The following is a 24,566-nucleotide window of genomic DNA, read 5'->3' on the forward strand; positions in this document are numbered from 1 at the left end:
ACTGGAATGCCGACGCACCAGACGTCATCAATATGGCCTGGGATTATTCCAGAGGATATTCAACTCTTAACGACGTAACCAACGACGGACTTATGGCAGGTAGCGTTGACTCGCTGCTGACAGGTGAGACTTATGTAAGACAATGGCCTGCAACATTTACGCCTGACGGAGGATGGAAACTATTGCCTGTACCTGAGAATTATTCTTCTGACCAGTCGAACGAGTTCAGCGCAACGCGCACACTCAACTGCGTACGCGCCGTTTCATCTGACGGAAAATATATGGCCGGACAGGTTTATGTATCAACAGGAGAGATTGACGAAGACTTCGGCATTGAGAAAGTCTATTTGCTGCCTGTCGTATGGGAGAACAACGAAATAAAGAAGGTTTATGACGACCTCGGAATAAACACCTTCTATGTGTACGGCATCAGTGAAGACGGCAACACCGTTGTAGGTGTCAATACTGCTGAAAACGGCGGACAGAATCCTGCATACATCAAAGACGGCAAGCTATACAACGTGTTCAGCTGCGACGACCCTGAAACAAATACATTCAACGGAGGAATACTTTGCAGCATCGACGCAGAAGGAAACATGTACGGCTACTTCCTTGATGAAAATGACACTTATAAATATTTCAGCGTAAAGGCCGACGGCAGCATCGTATATTTCGACCAGCTGGTTACTTGCGCAGGAGGCGGATATAAATTCGGTCCGTCTGTTGCCTATGACGAGAACGGCGAGGCACAAGCAGTTCCGGCAGGCGGTATGTATTCACTTCTCGACTGCAGCACTGACGGAAAGGTTCTTGCCGGCGGCGAGACAATAGACCTTGGTTTCGGTGTTGTAAACTGCCCCGCTATGATCGTTTCAAAAGGTGCTACCGGCATATCTAAGCCTGAGGCTGTAAAGAGCGATGTAAGCATCGACTACCGCAAGGGCGGAACACTGTACGTAAACGGCGAATACAACAGCGCTGAAATATATGGCGTTGGCGGCAACCTCGTAATGAAAGGCGGCCAGGGAGAAGCATTCAACCTGTCATCTCTGCCTTCAGGCACTTATGTTGTAAAGGTTTCTTACAACGGCGGTTCTAAGACATTCAAGGTGTTACGCTAAAACAGCACCAACATCAGGCTGATATAATGTCGGCTGAAAATCATTTTGACATAATGTGACAGGCAGTGCGTCCTGTCACATTTTCAGTTTTGTCTGCAAGTTAATTCACAATGAACATTTATGCATAATTATATTTTATCGTCAGCAACGCGCTACGTCAGCAAGATTATCTTAACGCTGGCACTGATGCTGGCTGCTACACAAACGATATATGCCGACAGCATGAAGCTGGGCTACTGCGAGGGCAACGCCGTGTCTTTCTACCCCGCCACCAAAGAATCTCCGGCTGGCGGCTCGGCGGTATTCTTTCCCGAAACGCTTATGCAGGCATATAGCGGCACGGACATCGTATCGTTCCACATTTGGTCAAGCATCATGGAGCCTTCTACCGTACACTTCGCCATCAGGAGCAGCCTTGACGGTGGCGAGGCACTTTATGAGCAGACGGCCACCCTTGAAAAATACGGATGGAACGAGGTGCGCCTTGACAAGCCGTTCAGGATAGACGGCAAGGCGTTTTATATGTCTTATCTCGTAGAAGGCATACTGAACATTCCGTATGCCCAGAGCCTTGTGGACGGCGAAGAATATATCTGCACCGACGGCTCTGAATGGAAGCCGAGCGTAGAGGGATTCAGCGCAGCGTTTTATGCCACAGTAGAGAGCGACAATCTGCCGCGCTGCAACGTCAGTCTAGGCAACATTGTCATGCCGGGATACGCCCGGCTGGGCGAGCCGCTGGCCTTCTCGGGCGACTTTATCAATCTTGGTTCCGTGCCGGTTGAGAGCCTCACGTTCACCTATCACGTTGGCGACAGCCTGGCCACAGAGACGGTAAGCGTGACGGAAGTGAAGCCGCGCGGCACAGGCACCTTCGAGATGAACGGACTGCGCATCCTGTCTGAAGGCGAGCCACAGGTAAGCGTAGAAATATCGGCTGTAAACGGCGAGACCGACTTCGACCCGTCTGACAACACATCGCGCACGAAACAGGTGCTCTGCCGCTCCGTAATGCCGCAGCGCAAGGTGCTGCTCGAGGTGTTCTCTACGGAACGCTGCACCAACTGTCCTACCGTTCACAAGCAGATTTCTGCCGTTGCCGACACATGCGAAAGAATCATAGAGCTAGGCCATCATGCCGGTTTCTACGAGGACAACTATACCATAGCAGCAAGCAAGGAGTATGAGTGGTTCTACAAAGAAGGCAGACTCTACGCTCCTGCAGTGATGCTCGACCGCACGGAGATGTCGGACAATTATCCCGACATTTATTCTGACGGAGTGCCTGTGGTGAGCGTTGGTGCATCAAAGCTAAAGACTCTCTATGCCGAACAGAGCTGCGCACCGGCATTCGTATCAGTGGAACCTACGGTGAAAACCGACGAAAACGGCAACATACTCATACATGTTGAGGGTGAGCAGCTTATAGACACTGACGTAGAATCGCCACGCCTGTTTGTCTTTGTTTCTGAAGACAGCGTCTACTCTACCAACCAAAGCGGTGCATCCGGCGGATATTACCATCGCCACATGGCAAGACAGAGCGTAACGCCGACATGGGGAGAGCCTATTGACATAAAAAGCTATACAGCCGACTATACCGTTCCGGTGCAGACCGGATGGGATGCGGCCAGATTAAGTGTGGTGGCGTTTGTGGCCAACTATGATGCTGAAGACAAGAACAACTGCCGCGTGCTCAACGCAGAAGAGGCAAAGGTGCCTTATGAGGGCGTTGCAGGAATAGAAAACGCCGTTGCTAAGCCCATGCACGTGTCATGGGACGGCAGCACACTCATGGTAAAAGACGGATTCAGCCGCCTCACCGTATGTGACATGTCGGGCCGTCAGGTCTACTCTGCCACAGCAGACGACACTGCCGACCTCGGTTTCCTCGACCGCGGATATTACATTGCCACAATCATATGCGGCAACGGACAGAAGGTGATGAAGCTTATGGCCGACTGATTATGTTATGACGAATAACAAAATCAACGAAGACAAGCAGTCTCGCCACAGCGGATATAATCCCGCAGCAGGCAGCATCTCTATGTCGGACATCATGCAACTATCCTGATGTAATAGTTGGCGTGCCAGATGCATCTACAGAGGAATGTCGCCAGTATGGTGCGTGAGCATGTTAAACAACAAGATAAATGGCACACTTTGCAGATGCGATTATCGCGGTCGCCAACTTAACACTACAAACCACACACATCAAACATATATGCCGCCATGCGCAACAAGCCGGACCGATGCCGGTTCGACAGCGCAGGGCGGCATTTCTTTTTCACTATTTTACAATGCCGATAATGCAAGCCATAATACAGCCAGTGGGCAATGTTGCATGAAAGCATCATTGAACATCTATGACGCAGGCAGAAACAAGTTTATTGCAAGAATTTCTCACACGGTATATGCACCGCAAAAGAAACATAGCTTCAAACGGCCGAAAATTCGAAAGGGAAACATGTCTTTTTAATTAACAAACAATCATCTGAACAGCGATTAAAACATAAACCGAAAGCAAAACACAACGTATTGGTTTCAAATCATTAACCTATTGTTTTCGGGTCGTAACTCGGCCACTTTTGCATCAAAAGTGGCCGAGTTTTTATGTCTAAACCAGTGGTTTGTTTGTCGGCAACAAGACATCTATACGGCAGCAACAGCGCTGACGAGCTACAGAACGGCTTTAATTCAGCAATGCAACCCCTTTCATGATGCTGCTGCCGACATACACTCAGGCTGCATCACTTCAGCAAAGAGCGGCATTTCTTCAGCGATATGATAAACCATATGCAGGCTGCCAGATGCAGCAGTATGGGCATCTCAACCGGAAGTATGGTGGCAAAGAATGCCATTTGGGCTTCGGTTATGGCCTTTGTCTGGCGCATGTCCAGATCGCGCTCTATCACATATGAATAATATCTGCCAAGAAGACGGAGCGGAGCGTTAAGCATACTGGTTGCCTTTTTTATCATTGAATTAATCTTGCCGCATGCAGTGCCGGCTTGTTCCAGTGTTATCTGCTTTTCCATAATCGTATGTTTTAAGTGTTTTTTGTTTCGTTGTAAATATTGTTTATATATATGTGCCACGCTTTGGTGTGGCTTTCCGTGTGCAAAATAAATGCTTGTTTGTGCACAATAAGTTCAAACTCGGGCCGTTATCTGTTAAATAAGCGTAAAATCTGCACCTAATGAACGGCACATGGCTGTCTGCCAACTGCACATGACGGCCTAGCCACATGGCTGCGGAACATGGCTTATAACAATAAACTGAAAATAAATATGCTTAAAAGTTCGCTGAACAAAGGATTGATTGAGGCCGGATGCGACGAGGCCGGGCGCGGATGCCTGGCCGGAAGTGTGTATGCGGCGGCCGTTATTCTGCCCGAAGACTACAGGAACGACGACCTTAACGACTCGAAGCAGCTTACGCCGCACAGGCGCTACGAGCTGCGCAGGATAATAGAGCGCGACGCCGTGGCATGGGCCGTGGGCGTGGTTACACCTGAGGAGATAGACAAGATTAACATACTTAATGCCAGCATCCTGGCCATGCACAGGGCGCTTGACGGACTGAAGGTGCGCCCGGAGGCCATCATCGTAGACGGCAACCGCTTTAAGCCTTACAACTTCATACCCTACACCACGGTGGTAAAGGGCGACGGCAAGTTTATGTCGATAGCGGCGGCAAGCATCCTGGCAAAGACTTACCGTGACGACTACATGGACCGCCTGGCTGAGGAATATCCGCAGTATGACTGGATATCAAACAAAGGTTATCCCACGAAGAAGCACCGCCAGGCCATTGCCGAGCACGGCATTACGCCATATCACCGCAAGACGTTCAGACTGCTTTAGCCAAACGTCTGAGTAGACCATCAGCATCTGAAGCGCAGGACAAAGCAGACAATGGCACAAGATGAAAGCGGCAAAAGCCATTTATGCACGTTCTGACGGCTTATGACGTATGTAAGGGCCAAAGACACGCACCGGCAGGCAACAACGCTTATGCCGCAAATTATCACGTTAATAAAGAATCTATGCGACACGACAAACTCGAACGCGAACTGTATCTGCTGCAGCTGCTCACCGAAAACCGCACATACACCATTGAGCGGCTGTGCGAGAAGCTCGGCATATCGCGCCGCAACCTGTATTACTATCTTGAGTTTTTCCGCGACAGCGGATTTAAGGTATACAAGCACGGCAACTGCTACAGTATCGACCGCAATTCGCCTTTCTTCAACCGCCTGATAGAACGGATATCCATAACGGAAGAGGAGGCGGTGATGATAAGGCGCCTGCTGGACAAGGCCGGACAAGGCGACGTGCTGGCAGACAACCTCAGGAAGAAGCTTGAGCGCTTCTACGACTTCGACATCATAAACAACGACGAGCTGCGAGAGCAGAAGGTGTACAACATCGGCGTATTGTATGATGCCATAAAGCTGCAGCGTCAGGTGGTGATACATGGCTATGCATCGCCTCACAGCCGCACCACAAAAGACAGGCTCGTTGAGCCGTTCCTGCTGATGAACAACAATAATGAGGTGCGCTGCTATGAGCCGTCGTCGAAGCTTAACAAGACCTTCAAAGTGAGCCGCATGCAGGAGGTGGAGCTGCTCGATACGGAGTGGGCATACAAAGACCGCCATCAGCAGATGTACACCGACGTATTTATGTTCAGCGGTGAAAAGATGGTGCCCGTAAGCATGCTGCTGGGCCAGTTGTCTTACAACGTGTTCCGCGAAGAATATCCCGCGGCAGAGGCCAACATGACCACGTGCAGCGACGGACGCCACAGGCTTGATTTGCCGGTGTGCAGCTATGCAGGCATAGGACGCTTTGTGCTTGGCCTGTTCGACGACATTGAGGTGCTTGGCGATGAAGGTTTCATATCATATCTGCAGCAGAAAGTGGCAGCCATGGCTTCGTCATACACCCATAAGGAGCAATAAGCCAGGCTGCATCAATGCGAGTCAATTTACATATAGGCGCCCTGCCCCGTCCGCTGTTTATCACCAACTGTTTCAGACAGCAACTTTAAAATCATTAAGTTTCTTGCATACGTCAGCTTTCAGTAGCCATACTTCATGACGGATGAAAGCTGAGGGACGGCGGAACACATCAGCGTGATGCACATAAGATGAAGTAGGTATATAATGCATTATTTGAAATTCATCCTTTTTTGCTATTTCTGCCATCTAAATATCATAATTTATTACTTTTATAGCGACAAACAATTAAAATGTATAAATTATGGAAAGAAAAACTATCAAAGAAGTCTATCTCGCATGGCGTGAGATGAAAGTAAGGCTCGTCAAGGAATCGACGTTTGCCACTTATGTAACCAATGCCGAGAAGCACATTTTGCCGGTGCTTGGCGACATGCACTCGGTAAAAGAGAGCAACGTTCAGCAGTTTGTTCTTGACAAACTGAAGGCAGGCTTAAGCCAGCGCACAGTAAGAGACATACTGCTCGTGCTGAAGATGATTGTGGCCTATGGGACACGGCAAGGATGGCTCGAACATTGCGAATGGGACATCAAGTTCCCGACAACAGCAGAGAGACACGAGTTTCAGGTTCTTACTATTAACGAACAGCGAAAGCTTATGACATTTCTGAAATCACATTTCTCGTTCAAGAACCTTGGTCTGTATATCTGTCTTTGCACCGGACTGCGCATCGGAGAAATCTGCGCGCTTAAATGGAGCGACATATCCGTAAAGACTCAGACCATCTGCATACGCCGCACCATTGAGCGGGTTTATGTCATAGAAGACGGACATAAATACACAAAGCTCATTATAAGCACGCCAAAGTCAGCCAGCTCAATACGCGACATACCCATAAGCGGCGATTTACTACGGCTGCTGAAGCCGATTATTGGTCTTGTCAACAGCACATACTTCGTATTAACTAACACCGAAAAGCCGCTTGAGCCACGAATTTACCGTCACTACTATAAACGCTTCATGAGCAAGCTGAACTTGCCCGCAATGAAGTTCCACGGTCTGAGACATACCTTTGCTACACGATGTATAGAGAGCAACTGCGACTACAAGACTGTAAGTTCAATTCTCGGACACTCTAGCGTAAGCACGACGCTTAATCTGTATGTCCACCCGGACATGGGCCAAAAGCGCAAATGCATTGACAAGATGCTAAAGTCTGTAAGATAATTCTTGACGCATCAGCAAAGACCGATGCCAACAGACCCAACGTACAGAACTGATTAGTATGTCAAGCGTACAGTCTGAATCCCAAAGGATTACTAGAATATTATTAAACCCCTAAATTTATTGATTTCATAATTTGCCTTGGTAGACTGATTATCACGGCCGCTAACATTAAGCCAAATCTAATATGTGTTAAATTAAATATAATAGTAAATTCTTATATTTAACATGCGTCAGCAAAAATATTTTTTCCTTCTCATAAATAAGTTTTTATGAGGAGAGACTGTCGTCTGTCCCATCTGAAAGGGCGAATCAAGAGGCGAAAAAGCACATATCTGATGAGATACAAATACTAAAAACAGACAAATTCTTAACATTTATAGCACTATATTTCTCGCTCATCTGAGAACATTTTATCCCGAATGACAATACTTGTATTATTATAATTATATCAAAAAACAAGAGGCCCTGCCTCGACACATTGGTCAGGCAAGGCCTTTCTTGTTATTTAATGATGTCTGTAGTATTGTCAAGTCTTACAGTGAAGAACTTGACTCACAGCATTCATCACATTATTTCTTGATAGTCAGTCCTCTGTTGCTGAAGAACTTAGAGTCATAGCTTCTGTCAACTTTAGCATTGAGCACTTTCTTAACACCCTTGACAGCCTTATAACTCTTAACACCTTTCTTAGCAGCCGGCATCTTAACCATTGAAGGAGCACCGCTCTGTGACGGAGTGAATGTTTCTGTTGCACCACCCATCCAGCCTTGCTGGCCGTTCATGTTAACATAATACATCATACCGAATGCGAAGATACCTTCCTCAGCATAGAAGCTGAACGGATAGTTAGGATTATCAGCGAACATGTCGTTAGCGTTTACAACAAGCACATTACCGTAACCTGTCTGAGAGTCTACGCCTGTATCGATGACATCGAATGAGATGATACCTCTATCGTCGAGAGTGAATTCAAGGCTACCTTCCTGTGTCAGCCAAGGCTCAAGTTTGTAGTGAGTCTGGTCGTTGCCGTCAACATAGAGAGTTGTTGAATATGTTCCGTCACCGAACGGGTTACCTACCGGCTGACCGCCCTCGTCAGTGATGAAGTTCGGGAAGTAGTTCTGGTCGTATGTACCAGATGTTACAGGCTGCCAGTTAGCTGTACCTGAACCGCCACCAGTGCTGAATGTGAATGTAGTAGCAGAGTTGCTTCTCATGTTGCCTTCAGCATCGAATGTAACGATAACCATTGTATACTTACCACCTTCTGCTATCTGGATGCTTACATCACCGCTTTCAGTGATACCGTTTGCCTCGATAGAACCGTCAGCGATAGCTTCAACAATAGCATTGATATCGTCACCGTCAGCAGCCAATACATATTTTGCGTTAGCTACATCCTCACCAAGAGTGATAGTACCCTCAGCGTAGTTGTTGCCTGCAACGTCAGTGAAGCGGCCTGTGTATGTGAACGAAGAAGAGTAGTCAGTAAACTCGCTGCCCGGCAGAGCAATTGCCCAACCTGTTGTGTCAAGATAGCCAAGCGGAGTGAATGAATCGTCGAAGTTTACATAAATGCTCTGTGTAGGCAGAGTGATCATACCGTCTTTCAGAGTTCCGAAGAGACCCGGCTCGCTTGCTTTGATATCCTCAAGGCTGTTGCCCTGCTTGATAGCCTCGTCAACGATACTGAATACGTGCATTACACCATATCCCTGAGAAGCCATACCGTCGTCTGTACCAGGATAGAAGTCGCCTGTTACATAAACGAAGTTAGGATCTGTTGCATTGATAACTACGCTTGTGTTCTCCTTGTTAGCCCATGCCATCATACCTGTAGCAACATAAGTGTTATAGAATGTTGTGCCAGGTCCGTAAGGAGTTACGATACGATAGTAACCCGGTTTCAGGATGTTCTCCTGAATCTCTACGTTGTAAGTCAGCTGCTCTGCACCATAGAAGCCAGGGTAGATTGCATCGCGATAAAGACCTGTACCGACTGATGTCCACTCAGACAGTCCGATAGAGAATGTATAAGATGAACTTCCGTAAGGAGTTGTATAGTTAGCATCTGCAATGGCTACAGTAACATCATCAAAGTGACCCATCTGTATTGTCTGAGGATCGTAAGTAACAGTCAGATATGCTACAGAGTCGCCGTCAGCAAAAGTTACAGAAGAAGGAACACTAACTGCACAGTTTTCAGATGTAGTTACATTGAAGTTTACAGTGAGCTCACCGGTACGCTGGATGCGGTTTACCGGTATTTTCACCTCACTGGCATTAGGATCGAGGTTCACGGTTGAAGAAAGCGCATTGCTGAAATACACCTGCTCTCCTTCGATCGTTGCTCCTGTGTACTCAAACTCTTCGGTACATGAGCCCAGCACGAGTGCCAGTGCCGAAAAGAGGAGCATCATGGAATGTTTGAATATCTTGTTCATGATATTTTCTGTTTTATTATTACTTATTTATTAATTTATTTAGCATAAGGCTTATCTGCGAGTGTCGGGTTGTTGTATCCAGTTACTCCGCTGTTGTTCATTTCCTCCAAACGACTTATCTGCCAGTTCATCCATGAAGGACGAGTTGTTGTGTTCCACAGATAAGGTGCTGTATGGTTGGTTCCGGTGTAGTCCTTTGTAACAGTCTTGTTCAGACGCTTAACATCATAGAAATACTGACCTTCACCCCAAAGTTCAACAGCCTTCTGGAATACGATTTCGTCGATAACATCAGCAGCGCGGCATGTGTAGTTCGGGTTGCGGTGACGCTTCATGAATGACTCAAGAAGCTCCTTGCCTCTAGCCTGGTCGCTGTGTGCAGCAGCTTCAGCCTCGATGAAGTACATTTCCTCAATACGCATGAACGGAACACCTACAACGTTACCTACAGTGTAGTCATTGATGCTACCACCGCCCGGACGGAACTTCAATGAAGCATATCCAGGAAGCTGAGCTCCAACCTCAGCGCTGATAAACTGGTTCTTGCCTTCGAGAGATGTTCCTTCTGGAGCCTTCCACAGGAGTTTACGCCAGTCGCCGTCGCTGATACGGTTATACATGTTAGCGTCAATCTGAACATAGCAACCGAGCTGTGTACCAGTGTAACCATATCTGATTTCGTTACACATGTTTGCTGTCCAGCAGTAAAGGTTGTTAACGTAACCTGTGTAGTACTGTGTACCCCACATCCACTGGCTCAGGTCGTTGAAACCAGATGTTGTGTTAAGAGCCTGTGCCTGTGTTACAGGTGCAGATGTTGAGTTGTCGATAGCCAGACGTGCATACTTCTCAGCGTTAGGATAATCCTCAAGCCACATATAGCAACGTGCCATCAAACCATAGATACAGTCGAGATGAGGCATTGTCTTGCTTGCGTCGTCAAGATAGCCTATCATGCTTGCAGCCTTCTGAAGGTCGCCAAGGATGAAGGCAGCCATATCTGCTTTATTTGCACGAGGATTGTTCTGCCACTGCTCCTCTGTCATGCCTTCCTTAACGATAGGCACAGTAAGACCCGTGATGTCATTTCCTTCGGGGCTGACACCCTGAGTGATGTCGTTGGGCAACCACTCATACTCGCGTGCCATATCTATATAAAGCATTGCACGATAAGCCAGAGCTGCAGCATAGTAACCCTTGTTGGCATCGCTGGCAAGAGTATCAATCTTTTCAATAGCGTTAGTAGCAGCGCTAGCATACTGTGTCTGATAATACCACAAGAACTGGTTTACCATATACTCACGTGACACATAGGTATCACCAAGCCAGTTAAGGAACAGACATCCGTTGGCATTATCACCATAAGCAAGTTCACCTGACTGAATGTCACGGATTATCATCAATGCAGGATAGCCGAAACTTGCGGGGAATTGAGTTGTATTCCAAATATTTGTAGCGTATGAGTTAAGACCGCTAACCAATGACGCCACAGCTGATTCAGAGCCCGTAACCTGACCGTCAGACGCTCCGTCTGTGGGCTCAACCTCGTCGATACAGCTTGTGAATGACATTGAAGTCATCAGAGTTAAAGCTGCACCAAGGCATATTGTCATGAATCTTTTCATAATGTTCAATTTGTTTTTTAATGTTTTTAGAATGTTACAGAAATACCACCTGAAATTGTGCGCATTGCAGAGTAATATGCAGAAGAAGCACCACCAGTAATGCTCTGGCGTGGGTCAAGTCCCTGACGCTTAGACCACAACCACAAGTTTGTAGCTGTAAGGTAAACACGAAGCTTGCCGATACCTACCTTGCTTGTCATCTTTGTCGGGAATGTATAACCAAAGTTGAGGTTCTGCAGGCTCAGGTAAGAAGCACCGATCAGGAAGCGATCTGAAGTGGTTGTTGTACTTGTATCGTCGATAATCAGCTTAGGTATGTTTGTATTAGGATTCTCTTCTGTCCAAGAGTTCAGCAAGTCAGCGTGGATAGCGCTACCTCTACCGCTGCTGGTGATACCCATCATGCCGGCATAGTCTGAATCGTAAATCTGACCGCCAAGCTGATAGTTGAAGTCAACAGCAAGGTCGAAGCCTTTGTAAGAGAAGCGTGTTCCGAAACCTCCGTATGCCCATGGAAGAGCTGTACCACAGAGATAGTATGTAGCTTCACCCGGAGTTGTTGTTGTCTCACGGCCAATTATGTTTCCGTTTTCATCCAGCTTGTCTTTATAGAACATAGACTTACCGTTCTCGTCAACACCTGCATATTTAGGCATGTAGAATGTATAGAGTGACTCGCCTTCACCATAGAAGTAGCTACCGCTTGCATAACCTTCAGAACCCTCAACAGTCTGAGTCTTGTTCTTATCAGCGATAGATGTGATTTCGTTCTTGTAAGCAGTGAAGTTAAGGTTGAGTCCCCACTCGAAGTCCTTTGTACGGATCAGAGTTCCGTCGAGTTCTACTTCAGCACCCATGTTCTGCATGTTACCTACGTTGTCATAGTATCCGCTCCAGCCTGAAGAAGCAGGAAGTGCGAAGAATGCCAACATATCGCTTGTACGACGATAGAAGTACTCGATGCTACCGGCAAGACGTCCGCGGAAGAATGAGAATTCGAAACCTGTATTGAAGTTACCGTTCTTTTCCCAAGTAATAGTTTCGTTACCCTTAGTTGAAGAAGGTTTCACGCCAGCGCCATCGCCAGAAGGAACAATGCTGTATGTATCTGTGTAGAGGTAGCTGCCGATGTTGTCGTTACCCTGCTCACCATAAGAAGCCTTGAACTTCAACTCGTCAACCCAAGGAGCGTTGAACCATTTTTCCTTGCTGATGATCCATGCACCACCTAATGACCAGAAGTTACCCCAGCGGTGATCCGGGTGGAAGCGTGAAGAAGCATCACGACGATAAGAAAGTGATCCGAAGTACTTGTTGTCATAGTTGTACTGAACGCGGCCGAACCAACCCTCAACGTTGTAGTCTGTTGTGTAAGAGTTCATAGAACCTGTGTTAACAGCACCAGCCAACTCATCGTTGAATACAGAGAACACATTGTTCTTAGATGCTGTCAGATAATAATAACGTGTACGGTAGTACTCATGACCGAGCATAACCTCTACGTCGTGCTTGTCGAACAGGTGATGCCAGTTCAAGAGTTGCTGGTAGTTGTAAGCCCATGTACGTACGTGTGTTTTCTGAATAGAACCGTTGTTGGCAGCAAACTGACCATAGAACGGGTTCATAGTACTTGTAAATCTTGTTTCATCGAGCATCACAGTGTTAGCTGATGTGAACTTGAAGTCCTCGAGGAAACGGATTTCAGCTGTACCTGTAGCGTCGAGGCTGTTACCCTCGTTCTGGTTCTTGTCAAAATTATTAGCGAAGATAGGGTTAGAACCTGTCATTGTAGGACGTGTAAGACCTGTTACAGTACCATCACCCCAGTCGTACATAGCGAGACCTGTCTTAGAATCCTGCAGAATGTTGCCTGCTGCGTCGCGGATGTACAGAGGATAGATAGGAGCCATGTTCTTGACAACGAAGATGTTTCCTACAGTGCTCGCACCGTCGTCAGCCAAAGAGTTAGCCTTATAGTGAGCATAGTTGAAGTTACCAGAAAGTTTCAACCAAGATCTGAGCTGGTAGTCAGCCTTCAGACGGCCTGTGAAACGTTCATAGTCAGAACCGATACTGATACCTTCGTTCTTCAGATAACCAGCAGAACCATAGAAAGAACCTTTGTCGTTGCTTCCTGTAGCAGTAACGTTATACTCCTGACGTACACCTGTCTGATAAGCAGCGTCGCGCCATGAATCAGGATAGAGCAGGTATTCTGTGCCATTAACGTTAACAACGCGGCCGAGTGTTGCGTTAGGATTCAGTTTTCCGTTCGGGCCGATGAAGTCCTGTCCTTCAGGAACAGTGTAAACGTTATAGCCAAGGTCGTAACCGCCAGAGAACATATTGTTCAGAGCCCATCTGTGAGCTGTTGCAGCGTCGTCGCCGAGACTTGTACGATAGTTCTTCAATGACTGATAGTATGCCTCATAATATCCGGCAGGACTTTCTACTGTATTGTAGAACTCTACGCCACGTGTGTTAGCACCCCACTTAGCGTCAACAGTGATTGAAGAAGTACCCTCGCGGCCGTTCTTTGTTGTGATGATGACAACACCGTTGGCACCACGCGCACCGTAAAGAGCTGCAGAGGCAGCATCCTTCAGGACGGTCATTGAAGCGATATCGTTCTGGTTAAGGTTGTTGATGTCTCCGTTGTAAGGAGCACCGTCTACTATGATCAGCGGGTCGTTACCGGCGTTGATAGAGCTGATACCGCGGATGCGGATGCTGAAGCTCTCCTGACCAGGAGCACCTGTAGCAGAGTTGATCTGCACACCAGATACTTTACCGCTAAGTGCAGACATTGCGTTAGAGCTTGAAATCTTCGCGATGTCATCCGACTTTACAACCGCTGCAGAACCGGTGAAGGCTGATTTCTTAGCCGTACCGTAAGCAACGACCATCACTTCGTCAAGGTTGGTCTGATCCGGAACGAGCACAACGCGTACGCTGTTGCCCTTTACCGTTACGTCTTGATCAACCATGCCGACATAGGTTACTTTCAGCTTGTTGTGCCCTGCGGGCATGCTGATAGAGAACTTACCGTCAGCGTCTGTCACGGCACCGGCGCTGGCGCCCACAACGCGGACAGTAGCACCGATAATCGGCTGACCGTCCTCCTGAGACACCACGGTTCCCGTAACTGCTGTTTGTGCCAGTGCCATTCCCAGTGACAGGAACAGGCAGGCCAAAATCATAGTTAGTCTTTTTTCCATAAATACTCTCTCTAATTAAATAAATAAATTATACTTTTGTTACAATATGCAAAAATAAAGATTATTTCATAAAGTCCAAAAAATGAAAGAAAAAAAAGTGGGTTTAAGCCGGGTTTTTAACATAAATCTGACAGAATCACATAAAAATTCATGTAAAATGAAACTTTGAGTGTTATTTTACTTTCATTTTGATTTGTATATAAAGTGTATATACACCACTTCTTGACTTTTAGAATGCATCAAAATAAAGGCAATTTACACCTGAATACACATATAAAGAATTTTAAATCTATATGCATAAATAATTAATTATATTCTTGCATTATGTTTATTCGCACATTTTTTGAGTTAAAATTTTACACTTTAAATAATGCTTAATATCTGTTTCGTCTATGTTGACATGCAAATATTTAAGATATTATGCACAAAATGCATGTAAATTGCTTATTTACTGATATTTAATATCGCCCGGCAGACATTATGACTCAAAACTATTTCAATACATAAAATAATGCAGGCAGTAATTATGGTTCATTGTATATATAATAAGGTGTAATTAACTTAATTATAACAATATTGGATAAATATGCAATATTTTCTGCATAAATATAAATAAAGCACTGACAAAATGTAAGCAAAAACGATTCAATATGGCATAATGTAAACGCAAACACAGAGCAGAATGTCAACAAAAAGTATTATATAAAGTTTAAAATTATAGTATTTTAGCACTGCCTCAAACACTCGGCAGCCACATTTCATGCCACATTCCTATACAGAAATTTTAGTTTCATAGCACATAAAAACAGCAAAGACAGATTACATTATCAATAACTTTTTGACGCGATGAGATATGGATTTATTTCAATATGCAGCTCCGGACAAGCAAAATCATGACTTATAATCATAAAGTTTTCTGCCATAAATTATGCAAAACAGATTTGACATTACTTACCACAAAACTGCGACTACCGATAAAATAAGGCTTAACAAGCCTTTGCAACGCCACATGACACAACGTTTCCACAAGACTTTTATATAGACACAAAATGCAAGACGACATAACATCCTGACCGTTTAAAATCAATATGCTTATTTAAACAGCAAGCAAGCTCCATACAGACAGAAGCCTCTGTTAGATACAAAAAGCCATGTTTCATCGTGCAAAAGCATACATATTGCACGCCAAAAGACCATGTTTCGCAGGGCCGTAAGCAAGTTTTTACGTAATCGGGATCTTACTTATAATAAATTTTCGCAGAAACTCGTCACTCGTCACAATCGGCCATAATTCATTGACAAACAAGCCGTTACGATGTGACGAGTTAAAACCTCAACTCGTCACGGCACTGTTAATCAACGCAAGTGTGACGAGTCAAGGGACACAACTCGTCACACCATATTCAACTGACAGTCAGCATTTTACCCGTCGATGTGACGAGTGACGAGTTTCTATCGAAAACTTTTTTATCCTGTAGCTATATGTCCTTTCCTAATTTGGGTTGACCTCAAAGAGCCTTTTCCCTGATTAAAGCTGACTTCTGTTAAACTCACTACTGCCTTTAGCTGACAATTATAAGCTCAGACCCCTGATTTTGGTTGCCTAAATGCACAACATCTACTGAAAAAAGTTGACGGTATTTTTTGAACGAGCCTACCATCTGTCGACCTGCACGACGTCCTTCACAACAGGTTAAAAGGCGGCAAAGATTAAAGGTCATATCAATATATTAAACCCATATCGGCCATTAGGCCACACATATCTTTATCTAATAACAACCGATTGGGGGAAGAGGAAATAGCCCTTGAAGCATGAAACAAACAAAAATCCTGGAAGAATAAAACTCTACACTTCCAGGATTTTTCTATTATATAAAAAGTAAATACTAAAGTCAGAACATCTTGCTTACGCGCTTTATGCCTTCAACAAGAACGTCTATCTCCTGCTTTGTGTTATACATGGCAAACGAGGCTCTCACCGTGCCCTGTATGCCGAGACGTATCATGAGGGGCTGGGCGCAGTGGTGACCGGTGCGAACGGCTATGCCGAGACGGTCGAGCAGCGTGCCCATGTCGAGATGGTGGATGTCGCCTACGAGGAACGAAACCACGGCGTCTTTATCATTGGCCGTGCCGAAGAGTCTGATGCCGTCTATCTCCTGCATCCGCTCCATGCAATATCTTGTGAGTTCCTGCTCATGGCGCGAGATGTTGTCGATGCCTATCGAACTGATATAGTCGATGGCGGTGGCAAGGCCGTGAGTGGCAACATAGTCGGGCGTGCCGGCCTCAAACTTAAACGGGAGATGCTCAAACACGGTCTTCTCAAAGCTTACGCTCTCTATCATCTCGCCTCCGCCCTGATACGGCGGCATGCGGTCGAGCCAGTATTCCTTTCCGTATAGCACGCCTACGCCTGTAGGACCATACATCTTATGTCCGCTGAAGGCAAAGAAGTCGCAGTCAATGTCCTGCACGTCAACGGCAAAGTGAGGAGTGCTCTGTGCACCGTCGACCATGACGGGAACGCCGTGCTCGTGGGCTATGCGCACAATCTCCTTAACAGGGTTTACCGTTCCTAGGACATTGCTTACATGCGTAACGCTGACTATCTTAGTACGCTCAGTAAACAGCTTTTCGTATTCGTCGAGCAGCAGTTCGCCTTTGTCGTTCATTGGTATCACGCGCAGCGATATGCCTTTGCGCGCTGCCTGAAGCTGCCACGGCACGATGTTGGAATGATGCTCCATGACGGACACGATAACCTCGTCGCCCTCGCTCATAAACCCGTCGCAGAACGACGAAACCACAAGGTTAAGGCTCTCGGTGGTTCCGCGCGTGAAGATTATTTCGTTAACCGAACCTGCATTGATAAACTTGCGCACCTTTTCGCGTGCCTGTTCGTGCAGGTCGGTTGCCTGCTGCGAAAGATAATGCACGCCGCGGTGTACGTTTGCATTGACATTGAGATACTCTTCGCGCATGGCATCGAGCACGCACAGCGGCTTCTGCGTTGTTGCACCGTTGTCAAGATATACCAGCGGACGGTCGTAAACCTTACGGCTGAGTATCGGGAAGTCTTCTCTTATTTTGGTTACGTCGAACATACTTTTTTAGGAGTTAAAGTAGTTAAAGGAGTTAGAGTAGTTAAAGTCAATAGCCTAAATAATTTTATACAAAGTAACGTGGCCAAAGACTAACGAGAATATTCAGTAAATTAGAGAAGTCAGAGCAGTTAAAGCGAACAAGCCTTGAAACTTTATATTGCAAGAGATGAAAACATGCAAGTATCCGAGCTTATTTTCAGAATTAGAGCAGCCAAAGCCAAATTCCAGTCAACATTGTTACATAAAGAATGACGACATCAACAAAGGTAATGACTTTAACTACTCTAACTCCTTTAACTACTTCTAACTACCGAATTTTATCTGCACAGCTTGCATCCCTCGCACTTGTTGAGTTCGCCGCGGAAGCGTTTCTCTACGAGATAATGCAGGCGGTCGCGGAGCGGCTCGAGCTTTATGCCGTCTACGACCTCGTTGACGAAGGCAAACTCAAGCAGGAGCTTGGCCTCCTTAAGGCTGATGCCGCGCTGACGCATGTAGAACAGGGCCGCATCGTTGAGCTGACCCACGGTGCTGCCGTGGGCACACTTAACGTCGTCGGCATATATCTCCAGCATCGGCTGCGTGTACATACGCGCCTCCTTGGTTGAGCAGAGGTTCTGGTTACGCATCACCGAGTCGGTCTTCTGTGCGCCATGACGCACCAGCACTCGGCCGGCAAAGGCTCCCGTGGCGCTCTCGTCGAGAACGTATTTATACAGTTCGTTGCTCGTACAGTGAGCTACGCGATGATCTATCAGCGTATTGTTGTCAACATGCTGTTTCTTGTCAGCTATAACACATCCGCTGAGGTTACACTCGGCACCCTCACCTGCAAACACAAGGTCGGTGCGGTTGCGTGTTATGCCGTTGTGCAGCGTTATTATGTTATGGTTGACTCTGCTGCTGCGCTGCTGCTCAATGAACAGGTTGCTCACGCGAACGTTCTTTGCGTGAGTCTCCTCAAGGCAGTAGAGGTCAAGTCCGGCATTGTCGCCGACATAAGCCTCGATAACCTGTGTGGTGAGGAAACGGCGGTCGTCGGCGGCATGGTCGCAGAAGAGCAGCTTGATTTCAGCCCCCTCCTCCACTATTATCAGCACACGGCGATTAACCATCAGGTCGACGTCAGAGCGCAGGATGTTGATTACCTGCACGGCCTTGCTTACCACAACGCCCTTGGGCACATAAACCAAAAGTCCGTCCTGTGCCAGCATTGTGTTGAGAGCCGTTATGCCGTCTTCAGAAGTCTTTGCCAACTTGGCATAATATTTCTCTATCAGTTCTGGCCTTTCGGCAGCCACCTTGCCCAGCGAGTCGACAATCACTCCTTCGGGAAGCGGCTGCCCCTTAGGCGTAGACTTGCCATAGAAGCCGTCGTTCACTATGAAATAGAGCGATGTACTGAGGTTAGGCACGTCGCATCTGAATGCCTCATACGGGTCAACCGGTATGTTAAGGCGATTGAGGTTAAGGCCGTAGTCGGGCTCAAATAGCGACGGAATGTCGGTGTATTTATATCTCTCGACCTTCTTTGTCGGGAATCCCATCCGCTTGAAGTCGTCGAACGCAGCATCGCGCACAGCGTTGAGCGGCGCTGAGCTGTGCGCGCATATCATATCGCGGCACTGGTTGTAAAGGTCTATATATTGTTTTTCGCTATCCATCCGTATATTAATTATGAAACGAAGTTCGGCGTTAGCCAATTACGAATTAAGAATTGTGAATTATGAAACGAAGTTCAGCGCAATCCAATTATGAATTATGAATTGTGAATTGTGAATTATAAATTAAGTTCAGTCCACCTCTTCTTTAATCCAGTCGTATCCGCGTGCCTCGATTTCCTTCGACAGTTCCGGACCGGCGGTCTTTACGATGCGTCCCTTGTAGAGCACGTGAACGATGTCGGGCTTGATGATGTCGAGCAGGCGCTCATAGTGAGTGATGACGATGCAGCTCGACTCCGGTGTGCGCAGCTTGTTAACGCCTTCGGCAACAATGCGCAGCGCGTCAACGTCGAGGCCAGAGTCAGTCTCGTCCAGGATACTGAGCTTCGGCTCGAGCATTGCCATCTGGAAAATCTCGTTACGCTTCTTCTCGCCGCCGCTGAAACCTTCGTTCACAGAGCGGTTAGACAGCTTGCTGTCAAGCTCAACAATCTTTCTCTTCTCACGCATCAGCTTCAGGAAGTCGGCTGCGTTGAGCGGCTCCTTGCCCTCATACTTGCGCTTCTCGTTTATGGCGGCACGCATGAAGTTTGTCATCGACACGCCCGGAATCTCCACTGGATACTGGAACGAAAGGAAGAGTCCTTCGTGTGCCCTGTCCTCAGGCTTCATCTCGAGCAGGTCCTTGCCGTTGAAGGTTATCGAGCCTGACGTAACCTCATAAAGAGGATTACCGACCAGCACGGCGCTCAATGTACTCTTGCCCGAACCGTTAGGTCCCATTATGGCATGTGTCTCACCGTCCTTTATGGTGAGGTTGATGCCCTTCAATATTTCCTTGTCGCCAATCTTGGCGTGTAAGTCTTTTATTTCTAACATAATTCTTGCTTATAATTTATTCCGGCCTTACGGCTTGCGCCTGCCGTGATTGTTTATTTCAGATATAGATATGTCAGCAGAGAGTCCAGCAGTCCGGTGACATCACTGTTTGTAAACTTGAACGGGAACGTAACTTTCAGTCCCACTGACAGCGCGTGGCGGTGCATCGGCGAGCGCATTGCATAGGGTGTTGTGTCCTTTCCGAATGTCGTCTGCGACGATGTGTGTCCGTCGACAGCCATGCGGAAGCCGTAGTCAACTTCAAGAGCCACACACGAAAACAGATATATGTCGAGACCCACCACCGGCGCCACACTCAGCACGGGGCTGCTCACGCTGTATTTGCGCTCATAGCTGCCATACATTCCCGACATGCTCATTGTGCCTGCATCCTTGCGCCCGGCAACGTTCCAGAAGGTGCTTACGCCGAGATAAGGCTGCAGCGCGCATGACTTTGACAGGAAATACCAGCGTCCGCCAAGCATAATCTGCGACAGATCGGCCGACACGTCGCCTGAGTAGAAATCCATCACTTCGTGGTCATAGCCGCCGACAACAGAGAAGCCTGTCTGCGGAATGAAATACTCTATGTGAGCCGAGAAGTTAGGACCGCCTCCAGTCTTTATCGGGTCGTAATACTTGTCAGGAGTTTCGTTGAGCGTTACAATCGGCTTTACAGGACTGAGTCTGAAATCTATTGCCCATCGCCGCGAGTCATCGTCCTGAGCGTTTGCCACAAGTCTTGACAAACAAAGCAGCAAGACTAAAACAATCAAAGGTCTTGTATTCATCATAACAACATTTTATATATATATCGTTAATAAACCGATAAACCCCTACGGCACTACCCCGCCAATTTTTAATTTGAAGAACTATCCCACAGTGCCTTCCAACGACACGCTGAGCAGCTTCTGAGCCTCAACGGCAAACTCCATAGGCAGCTTGTTCAAAACCTCCTTGGCATATCCGTTGACGATAAGGCCCACGGCCTGCTCCGTAGGTATGCCTCGCTGATTGCAGTAGAACAGCTGGTCTTCGCTTATCTTGCTCGTCGTAGCCTCATGCTCCACTATCGCCGAGTCGTTGTGTATGTCCATATACGGGAACGTGTGGGCGCCGCAGTCGCTGCCCAGCAGCAGCGAGTCGCACGACGAATAGTTGCGGGCATTGTCGGCATTAGGCGACACGCGCACCAGTCCGCGGTAAGAGTTCTGGCTGTGTCCGGCGCTGATGCCCTTGCTTATTATAGTGCTCTTGGTGTTCTTTCCCAAATGAATCATCTTCGTACCCGTGTCGGCCTCCTGATAATTGTTGGTAACGGCTACGCTGTAGAACTCAGCCACAGAGTTGTCGCCGCGCAGGATGCACGAAGGATATTTCCACGTGATGGCCGAGCCCGTCTCAACCTGAGTCCACGACAGTTTTGAGTTAACTCCACGCAGGTCGCCACGCTTTGTAACGAGGTTGAACACTCCGCCCTTGCCGTTCTCGTCGCCCGGATACCAGTTCTGCACCGTAGAATATTTCACTTCGGCGTTGTCCTTGACGATAATCTCGACGATGGCAGCATGAAGCTGATTTTCGTCGCGCATCGGAGCCGTACAGCCTTCGAGATAAGACACATAGCTGTCGTCCTCGGCAATGATCAGCGTGCGCTCAAACTGGCCCGTGTTTCTTGCGTTGATGCGGAAATACGAGCTAAGCTCCATGGGGCTGCGCACGCCTTTTGGTATGTAGACGAACGAGCCGTCGCTGAACACGGCGCTGTTCAAGGCTGCGAAGAAGTTGTCGCGGTAAGGCACAACCGTGCCGAGATACTCTCTTACCAAGTCAGGATGTTCCTTTATGGCCTCACCGATAGAGCAGAATATGATGCCCTTCTCGGCCAGCTTCTCCTTATAAGTAGTCTTCACCGACACCGAGTCCATAATGGCGTCTACGGCCGTCTGGCCGCTAAGGATAAGGCGCTCTTCGAGCGGAATGCCCAGCTTGTCGAAAGTCTTCATCAGCTCGGGGTCAATCTCCTTCTTGCCCTCGTCCTTCTTCTTTGCCAGCGGGTCGGCATAATATGATATAGCCTGATAGTCTATCTCGGGCACGTTCACGTGTCCCCAGGTAGGCTGCTCCAGCGTCTTCCAGTAGTTGTAGGCCTTCAGGCGGAAGTCGAGCATCCAGTCGGGCTCGCCCTTCTTCTGCGAAATCAGGCGCACCACGTCCTCGTTAAGGCCCACGTCGATTATGTCCGTATGCACGTCGGTGGTGAAGCCGAACTCATATTTCTGCTCAGCCACCTGTCTTACGAACTCGTTGTTTTTATTTATTTCTTTATTATCCATCTCTATTTGTCGTAATTTTGCAGAAAAATAAAAATCTGCTGTGGTCTGCAAAGTTACGAAAAAATATAATACGGCAAGCACATTATTAATGGAGAATTGAGAATTAAGAACGGAAAAACAAAGTTCGGCGCAAGCCAATTATGATTTGCGAAATTAAGTTCAGCGCAGGGCTATTATGAAACGCTGTTCAGCGCTTAGCTAATTATGGATTGTGAATCGTGAAATATGCAGTAAAAAGTCATGACAAAATATTTTTTCAATCCAGGAAAACAATATATAACGGATGTTAATTTGTCCGTATCAACAGTGCAAGTTTATTAACACGTGTTCACATCTAAGACATTTAAAAAGCCAGAATTGACTGATTTTTATATCCAAAAGCAGCAATTTCAGGCAGCAAAAGCATAAGTATGATATCGTAAACGGGCCACTTTTGATGCAAAAGTGGCCCGGTAATTCAGAAGGAAGCGTAAATAGAAATTGCGGTTAAGCGAATAAATCACATTTATTGCCTAACCGCATCCTATAAACTAAGAACCCTCAAAATGAAGAACAATTACTTCATTTCATTATTTTTTATTGTACGTCCATCAGAAAGTTTCACGATGCCAGGTTCCTTTACAGATACCGACACCCTACATCCGTCAGCATCACAGCTTGTAATTTCTTTCACAATAACTTTTTCATGATTTATTTTCAATAAACAAAACCATGAAAATATTAGAAATTATAATCAATCAAGACCCTGAAAATGAAAAACAAGCTCATTTCATAATTTTCTCAGCACTGCTGGTGCCGTCGGCATATCTCGTCACCCTTATTATAAGCCCTTTGTAAGCATCGCTGAGCCGACGCCCAGACAGGTCGAAATATTCCGTACCAACAATCTTTCTGTCTGCCTTTACGTCTGATATGTCTGCAGATAGTCCGCTTATGGTCATCCTTGCATATACCTGCGTTGCATAAAAGTCCGTACCGTTGTCTGAATACATATCCATCAAAGATATATTATCCTGCAATGAATGAGTGTCAGCCTCAGCGTCATATACGAACAGGCCTTCGGGCTGGTTGTAGTTCAACTCGTCTACAAATACAGCAGCCACGTCATCGCCAAGCACCTGATATGAAGGAATTTTTATATCTCCGTTCTCACCATACAGGCCAACCACCCACGAGTCGTCATATCCTCTCATAAGGCCCTTTATATAATAGCCGTCCTCTACCTTTATCACCTCGAGCGTCTTGCTTATGTTTCTGTCATAATTATCCACCGCTGTCAGCCTGCACTGCACTGAGGCAGGAAACGCGCCGGCAGGAAGATAATTAAGCATGGCGCAATAAGAATAAAGATTTTCAGGGATAAGTTCATCTACATAAAGTCCCAGCAGCGTGTTCCCGTCTGTTTTCCAAATGCCGGTGGCAGGATCTTTTGTCAGCGTGAAAGCCTCATTTTTAGGACTTCCTGTCTCAGGGTCAACCTGTGACACATAATAGGTGTTCTCGCCTACTGTGCCTGCATTGTGCGCCCCGCTTACTGTTATTGTGTTGCCTGAAAGCGTACCCTCGATATATCCCGGAAGCTGAGACTTGAAAAACATGTTGGGGATATACACCTTGCCGTCGTTGCCAAATATGAAGTCAGACTTCACGTGCGACCTCACGCATAAATTCTCAAAGCCGTAAACTCTGTCGTAATATTCAAGATAAAAAGTCTCAACATCTCCTGCAGGCGCCTTTGCCGGCTTGTCTACCTGAGCCTTGACACTCATCATATCTGTACGAGGGCTGCATATGGGCAATGTCCTGAAGGATTCAGAAACTCTTTTTACGTCAACCAGCCTTGTAATATTCTGTGCCGGCAGACAGAGCGAAATCATTACGGCAGCCAATAATAATATCTTTCTCATAGCATACAAATTATAACATCTACATTTATGAATAAGACAGAAAGAAAGCCGCTAAGGCCTTCTCTCCGCCTTAC

The 24,566-nt window shown here is 46.9% G+C and carries 15 protein-coding genes and 2 pseudogenes; 6 read left to right on the forward strand and 11 right to left on the reverse strand.

Going from position 1 to position 24,566, the window contains the following annotated elements:
• Positions 1-1,121: T9SS type A sorting domain-containing protein (locus tag QVO66_RS12955; RefSeq protein ID WP_288172896.1), on the forward strand; the 1,121-nt coding region annotated here is incomplete at its 5' end.
• A 120-nt stretch (positions 1,122-1,241) separates the two neighbouring features.
• A complete protein-coding gene (locus QVO66_RS12960) occupies positions 1,242-3,086 on the forward strand; it encodes an Omp28-related outer membrane protein (RefSeq protein WP_021855927.1) in 1,845 nt (614 codons plus the stop codon).
• Positions 3,087-3,871: 785 nt separating this feature from the next.
• Here QVO66_RS12960 and QVO66_RS12965 read toward each other — a convergent pair.
• Positions 3,872-4,159: a hypothetical protein gene (locus QVO66_RS12965; protein WP_021855928.1), complete on the reverse strand. Its 288-nt coding sequence runs from the start codon at positions 4,157-4,159 to the stop codon at positions 3,872-3,874.
• A gap of 252 nt (positions 4,160-4,411) precedes the next feature.
• Between QVO66_RS12965 and QVO66_RS12970 the strand changes: the two genes are divergently transcribed.
• From QVO66_RS12970 to QVO66_RS13740, 3 genes and pseudogenes are all read left to right on the forward strand, one after another.
• A complete protein-coding gene (locus QVO66_RS12970) occupies positions 4,412-4,987 on the forward strand; it encodes a ribonuclease HII (RefSeq protein WP_021855929.1) in 576 nt (191 codons plus the stop codon).
• Between the two features lie 182 nt (positions 4,988-5,169).
• Positions 5,170-5,298, forward strand: a pseudogene (locus QVO66_RS13735) (helix-turn-helix domain-containing protein); the annotation flags it as partial.
• Positions 5,299-5,565: 267 nt separating this feature from the next.
• A pseudogene (locus tag QVO66_RS13740) lies at positions 5,566-6,087 on the forward strand (WYL domain-containing protein); the annotation flags it as partial.
• A 72-nt stretch (positions 6,088-6,159) separates the two neighbouring features.
• On the opposite strand, the gene QVO66_RS12980 reads toward QVO66_RS13740, so the two are convergent.
• Entirely contained in the window at positions 6,160-6,333 is a 174-nt protein-coding gene (locus QVO66_RS12980; protein ID WP_021855931.1) for a hypothetical protein, read from the reverse strand.
• 55 nt (positions 6,334-6,388) lie between these two features.
• Here QVO66_RS12980 and QVO66_RS12985 point away from each other — a divergent pair, with 55 nt between their 5' ends.
• Complete coding sequence (locus QVO66_RS12985) at positions 6,389-7,312, forward strand: tyrosine-type recombinase/integrase (RefSeq protein WP_021855932.1); 924 nt, start codon at positions 6,389-6,391, stop codon at positions 7,310-7,312.
• 569 nt (positions 7,313-7,881) lie between these two features.
• Here the strand turns inward: QVO66_RS12985 and QVO66_RS12990 are convergent.
• The 9 genes from QVO66_RS12990 to QVO66_RS13030 form a co-directional block, all read right to left on the reverse strand.
• Positions 7,882-9,756: a hypothetical protein gene (locus QVO66_RS12990; RefSeq protein ID WP_021855933.1), complete on the reverse strand. Its 1,875-nt coding sequence runs from the start codon at positions 9,754-9,756 to the stop codon at positions 7,882-7,884.
• Positions 9,757-9,791: 35 nt separating this feature from the next.
• Positions 9,792-11,381 (reverse strand): RagB/SusD family nutrient uptake outer membrane protein, encoded by a 1,590-nt coding sequence (locus QVO66_RS12995; protein WP_021855934.1) that lies wholly within the window; start codon positions 11,379-11,381, stop codon positions 9,792-9,794.
• Positions 11,382-11,407: 26 nt separating this feature from the next.
• Positions 11,408-14,599, reverse strand: coding sequence for a SusC/RagA family TonB-linked outer membrane protein (locus tag QVO66_RS13000; RefSeq protein WP_021855935.1), 3,192 nt, complete (start codon positions 14,597-14,599; stop codon positions 11,408-11,410).
• Between the two features lie 1,892 nt (positions 14,600-16,491).
• The gene (locus tag QVO66_RS13005) at positions 16,492-17,706 is read right to left on the reverse strand and encodes an aminotransferase class V-fold PLP-dependent enzyme (RefSeq protein ID WP_021855936.1); all 1,215 of its coding nucleotides are present in this window, start codon (positions 17,704-17,706) and stop codon (positions 16,492-16,494) included.
• A gap of 317 nt (positions 17,707-18,023) precedes the next feature.
• The gene (gene sufD, locus QVO66_RS13010) at positions 18,024-19,370 is read right to left on the reverse strand and encodes a Fe-S cluster assembly protein SufD (RefSeq protein WP_021855937.1); all 1,347 of its coding nucleotides are present in this window, start codon (positions 19,368-19,370) and stop codon (positions 18,024-18,026) included.
• Positions 19,371-19,499: 129 nt separating this feature from the next.
• Positions 19,500-20,249 carry a Fe-S cluster assembly ATPase SufC gene (sufC, locus tag QVO66_RS13015; RefSeq protein WP_021855938.1) on the reverse strand — a complete coding sequence of 250 codons (750 nt, stop codon included), beginning with the start codon at positions 20,247-20,249 and terminating at the stop codon, positions 19,500-19,502.
• A gap of 53 nt (positions 20,250-20,302) precedes the next feature.
• A complete protein-coding gene (locus tag QVO66_RS13020; RefSeq protein ID WP_288172899.1) occupies positions 20,303-21,043 on the reverse strand; it encodes a hypothetical protein in 741 nt (246 codons plus the stop codon).
• A 78-nt stretch (positions 21,044-21,121) separates the two neighbouring features.
• Positions 21,122-22,585: a Fe-S cluster assembly protein SufB gene (gene sufB, locus QVO66_RS13025; protein WP_021855940.1), complete on the reverse strand. Its 1,464-nt coding sequence runs from the start codon at positions 22,583-22,585 to the stop codon at positions 21,122-21,124.
• A 764-nt stretch (positions 22,586-23,349) separates the two neighbouring features.
• On the reverse strand, positions 23,350-24,492 hold the full coding sequence (locus tag QVO66_RS13030) for a hypothetical protein (protein ID WP_021855941.1): 1,143 nt from the start codon (positions 24,490-24,492) through the stop codon (positions 23,350-23,352).
• Positions 24,493-24,566: the final 74 nt, after the last annotated feature.

It is taken from the genome of Prevotella sp. CAG:255, from assembly GCF_000431195.1.
In the GTDB taxonomy this organism is placed as follows: domain Bacteria; phylum Bacteroidota; class Bacteroidia; order Bacteroidales; family Bacteroidaceae; genus Prevotella; species Prevotella rara.

Excerpts from the sequence above, each read along its gene's own strand:
- QVO66_RS12980 (WP_021855931.1), bottom strand. The coding sequence starts at position 6,333 with ATGGCAGAAATAGCAAAAAAGGATGAATTTCAAATAATGCATTATATA.
- QVO66_RS13000 (WP_021855935.1), bottom strand. The coding sequence starts at position 14,599 with ATGGAAAAAAGACTAACTATGATTTTGGCCTGCCTGTTCCTGTCACTG.
- QVO66_RS12970 (WP_021855929.1), top strand. The coding sequence starts at position 4,412 with ATGCTTAAAAGTTCGCTGAACAAAGGATTGATTGAGGCCGGATGCGAC.
- sufD (WP_021855937.1), bottom strand. The coding sequence starts at position 19,370 with ATGGATAGCGAAAAACAATATATAGACCTTTACAACCAGTGCCGCGAT.
- QVO66_RS13030 (WP_021855941.1), bottom strand. The coding sequence starts at position 24,492 with ATGAGAAAGATATTATTATTGGCTGCCGTAATGATTTCGCTCTGTCTG.
- QVO66_RS12990 (WP_021855933.1), bottom strand. The coding sequence starts at position 9,756 with ATGAACAAGATATTCAAACATTCCATGATGCTCCTCTTTTCGGCACTG.
- QVO66_RS12995 (WP_021855934.1), bottom strand. The coding sequence starts at position 11,381 with ATGAAAAGATTCATGACAATATGCCTTGGTGCAGCTTTAACTCTGATG.
- QVO66_RS12965 (WP_021855928.1), bottom strand. The coding sequence starts at position 4,159 with ATGGAAAAGCAGATAACACTGGAACAAGCCGGCACTGCATGCGGCAAG.
- sufB (WP_021855940.1), bottom strand. The coding sequence starts at position 22,585 with ATGGATAATAAAGAAATAAATAAAAACAACGAGTTCGTAAGACAGGTG.
- QVO66_RS12985 (WP_021855932.1), top strand. The coding sequence starts at position 6,389 with ATGGAAAGAAAAACTATCAAAGAAGTCTATCTCGCATGGCGTGAGATG.
- QVO66_RS12960 (WP_021855927.1), top strand. The coding sequence starts at position 1,242 with ATGCATAATTATATTTTATCGTCAGCAACGCGCTACGTCAGCAAGATT.
- QVO66_RS13020 (WP_288172899.1), bottom strand. The coding sequence starts at position 21,043 with ATGATGAATACAAGACCTTTGATTGTTTTAGTCTTGCTGCTTTGTTTG.
- QVO66_RS13005 (WP_021855936.1), bottom strand. The coding sequence starts at position 17,706 with ATGTTCGACGTAACCAAAATAAGAGAAGACTTCCCGATACTCAGCCGT.
- sufC (WP_021855938.1), bottom strand. The coding sequence starts at position 20,249 with ATGTTAGAAATAAAAGACTTACACGCCAAGATTGGCGACAAGGAAATA.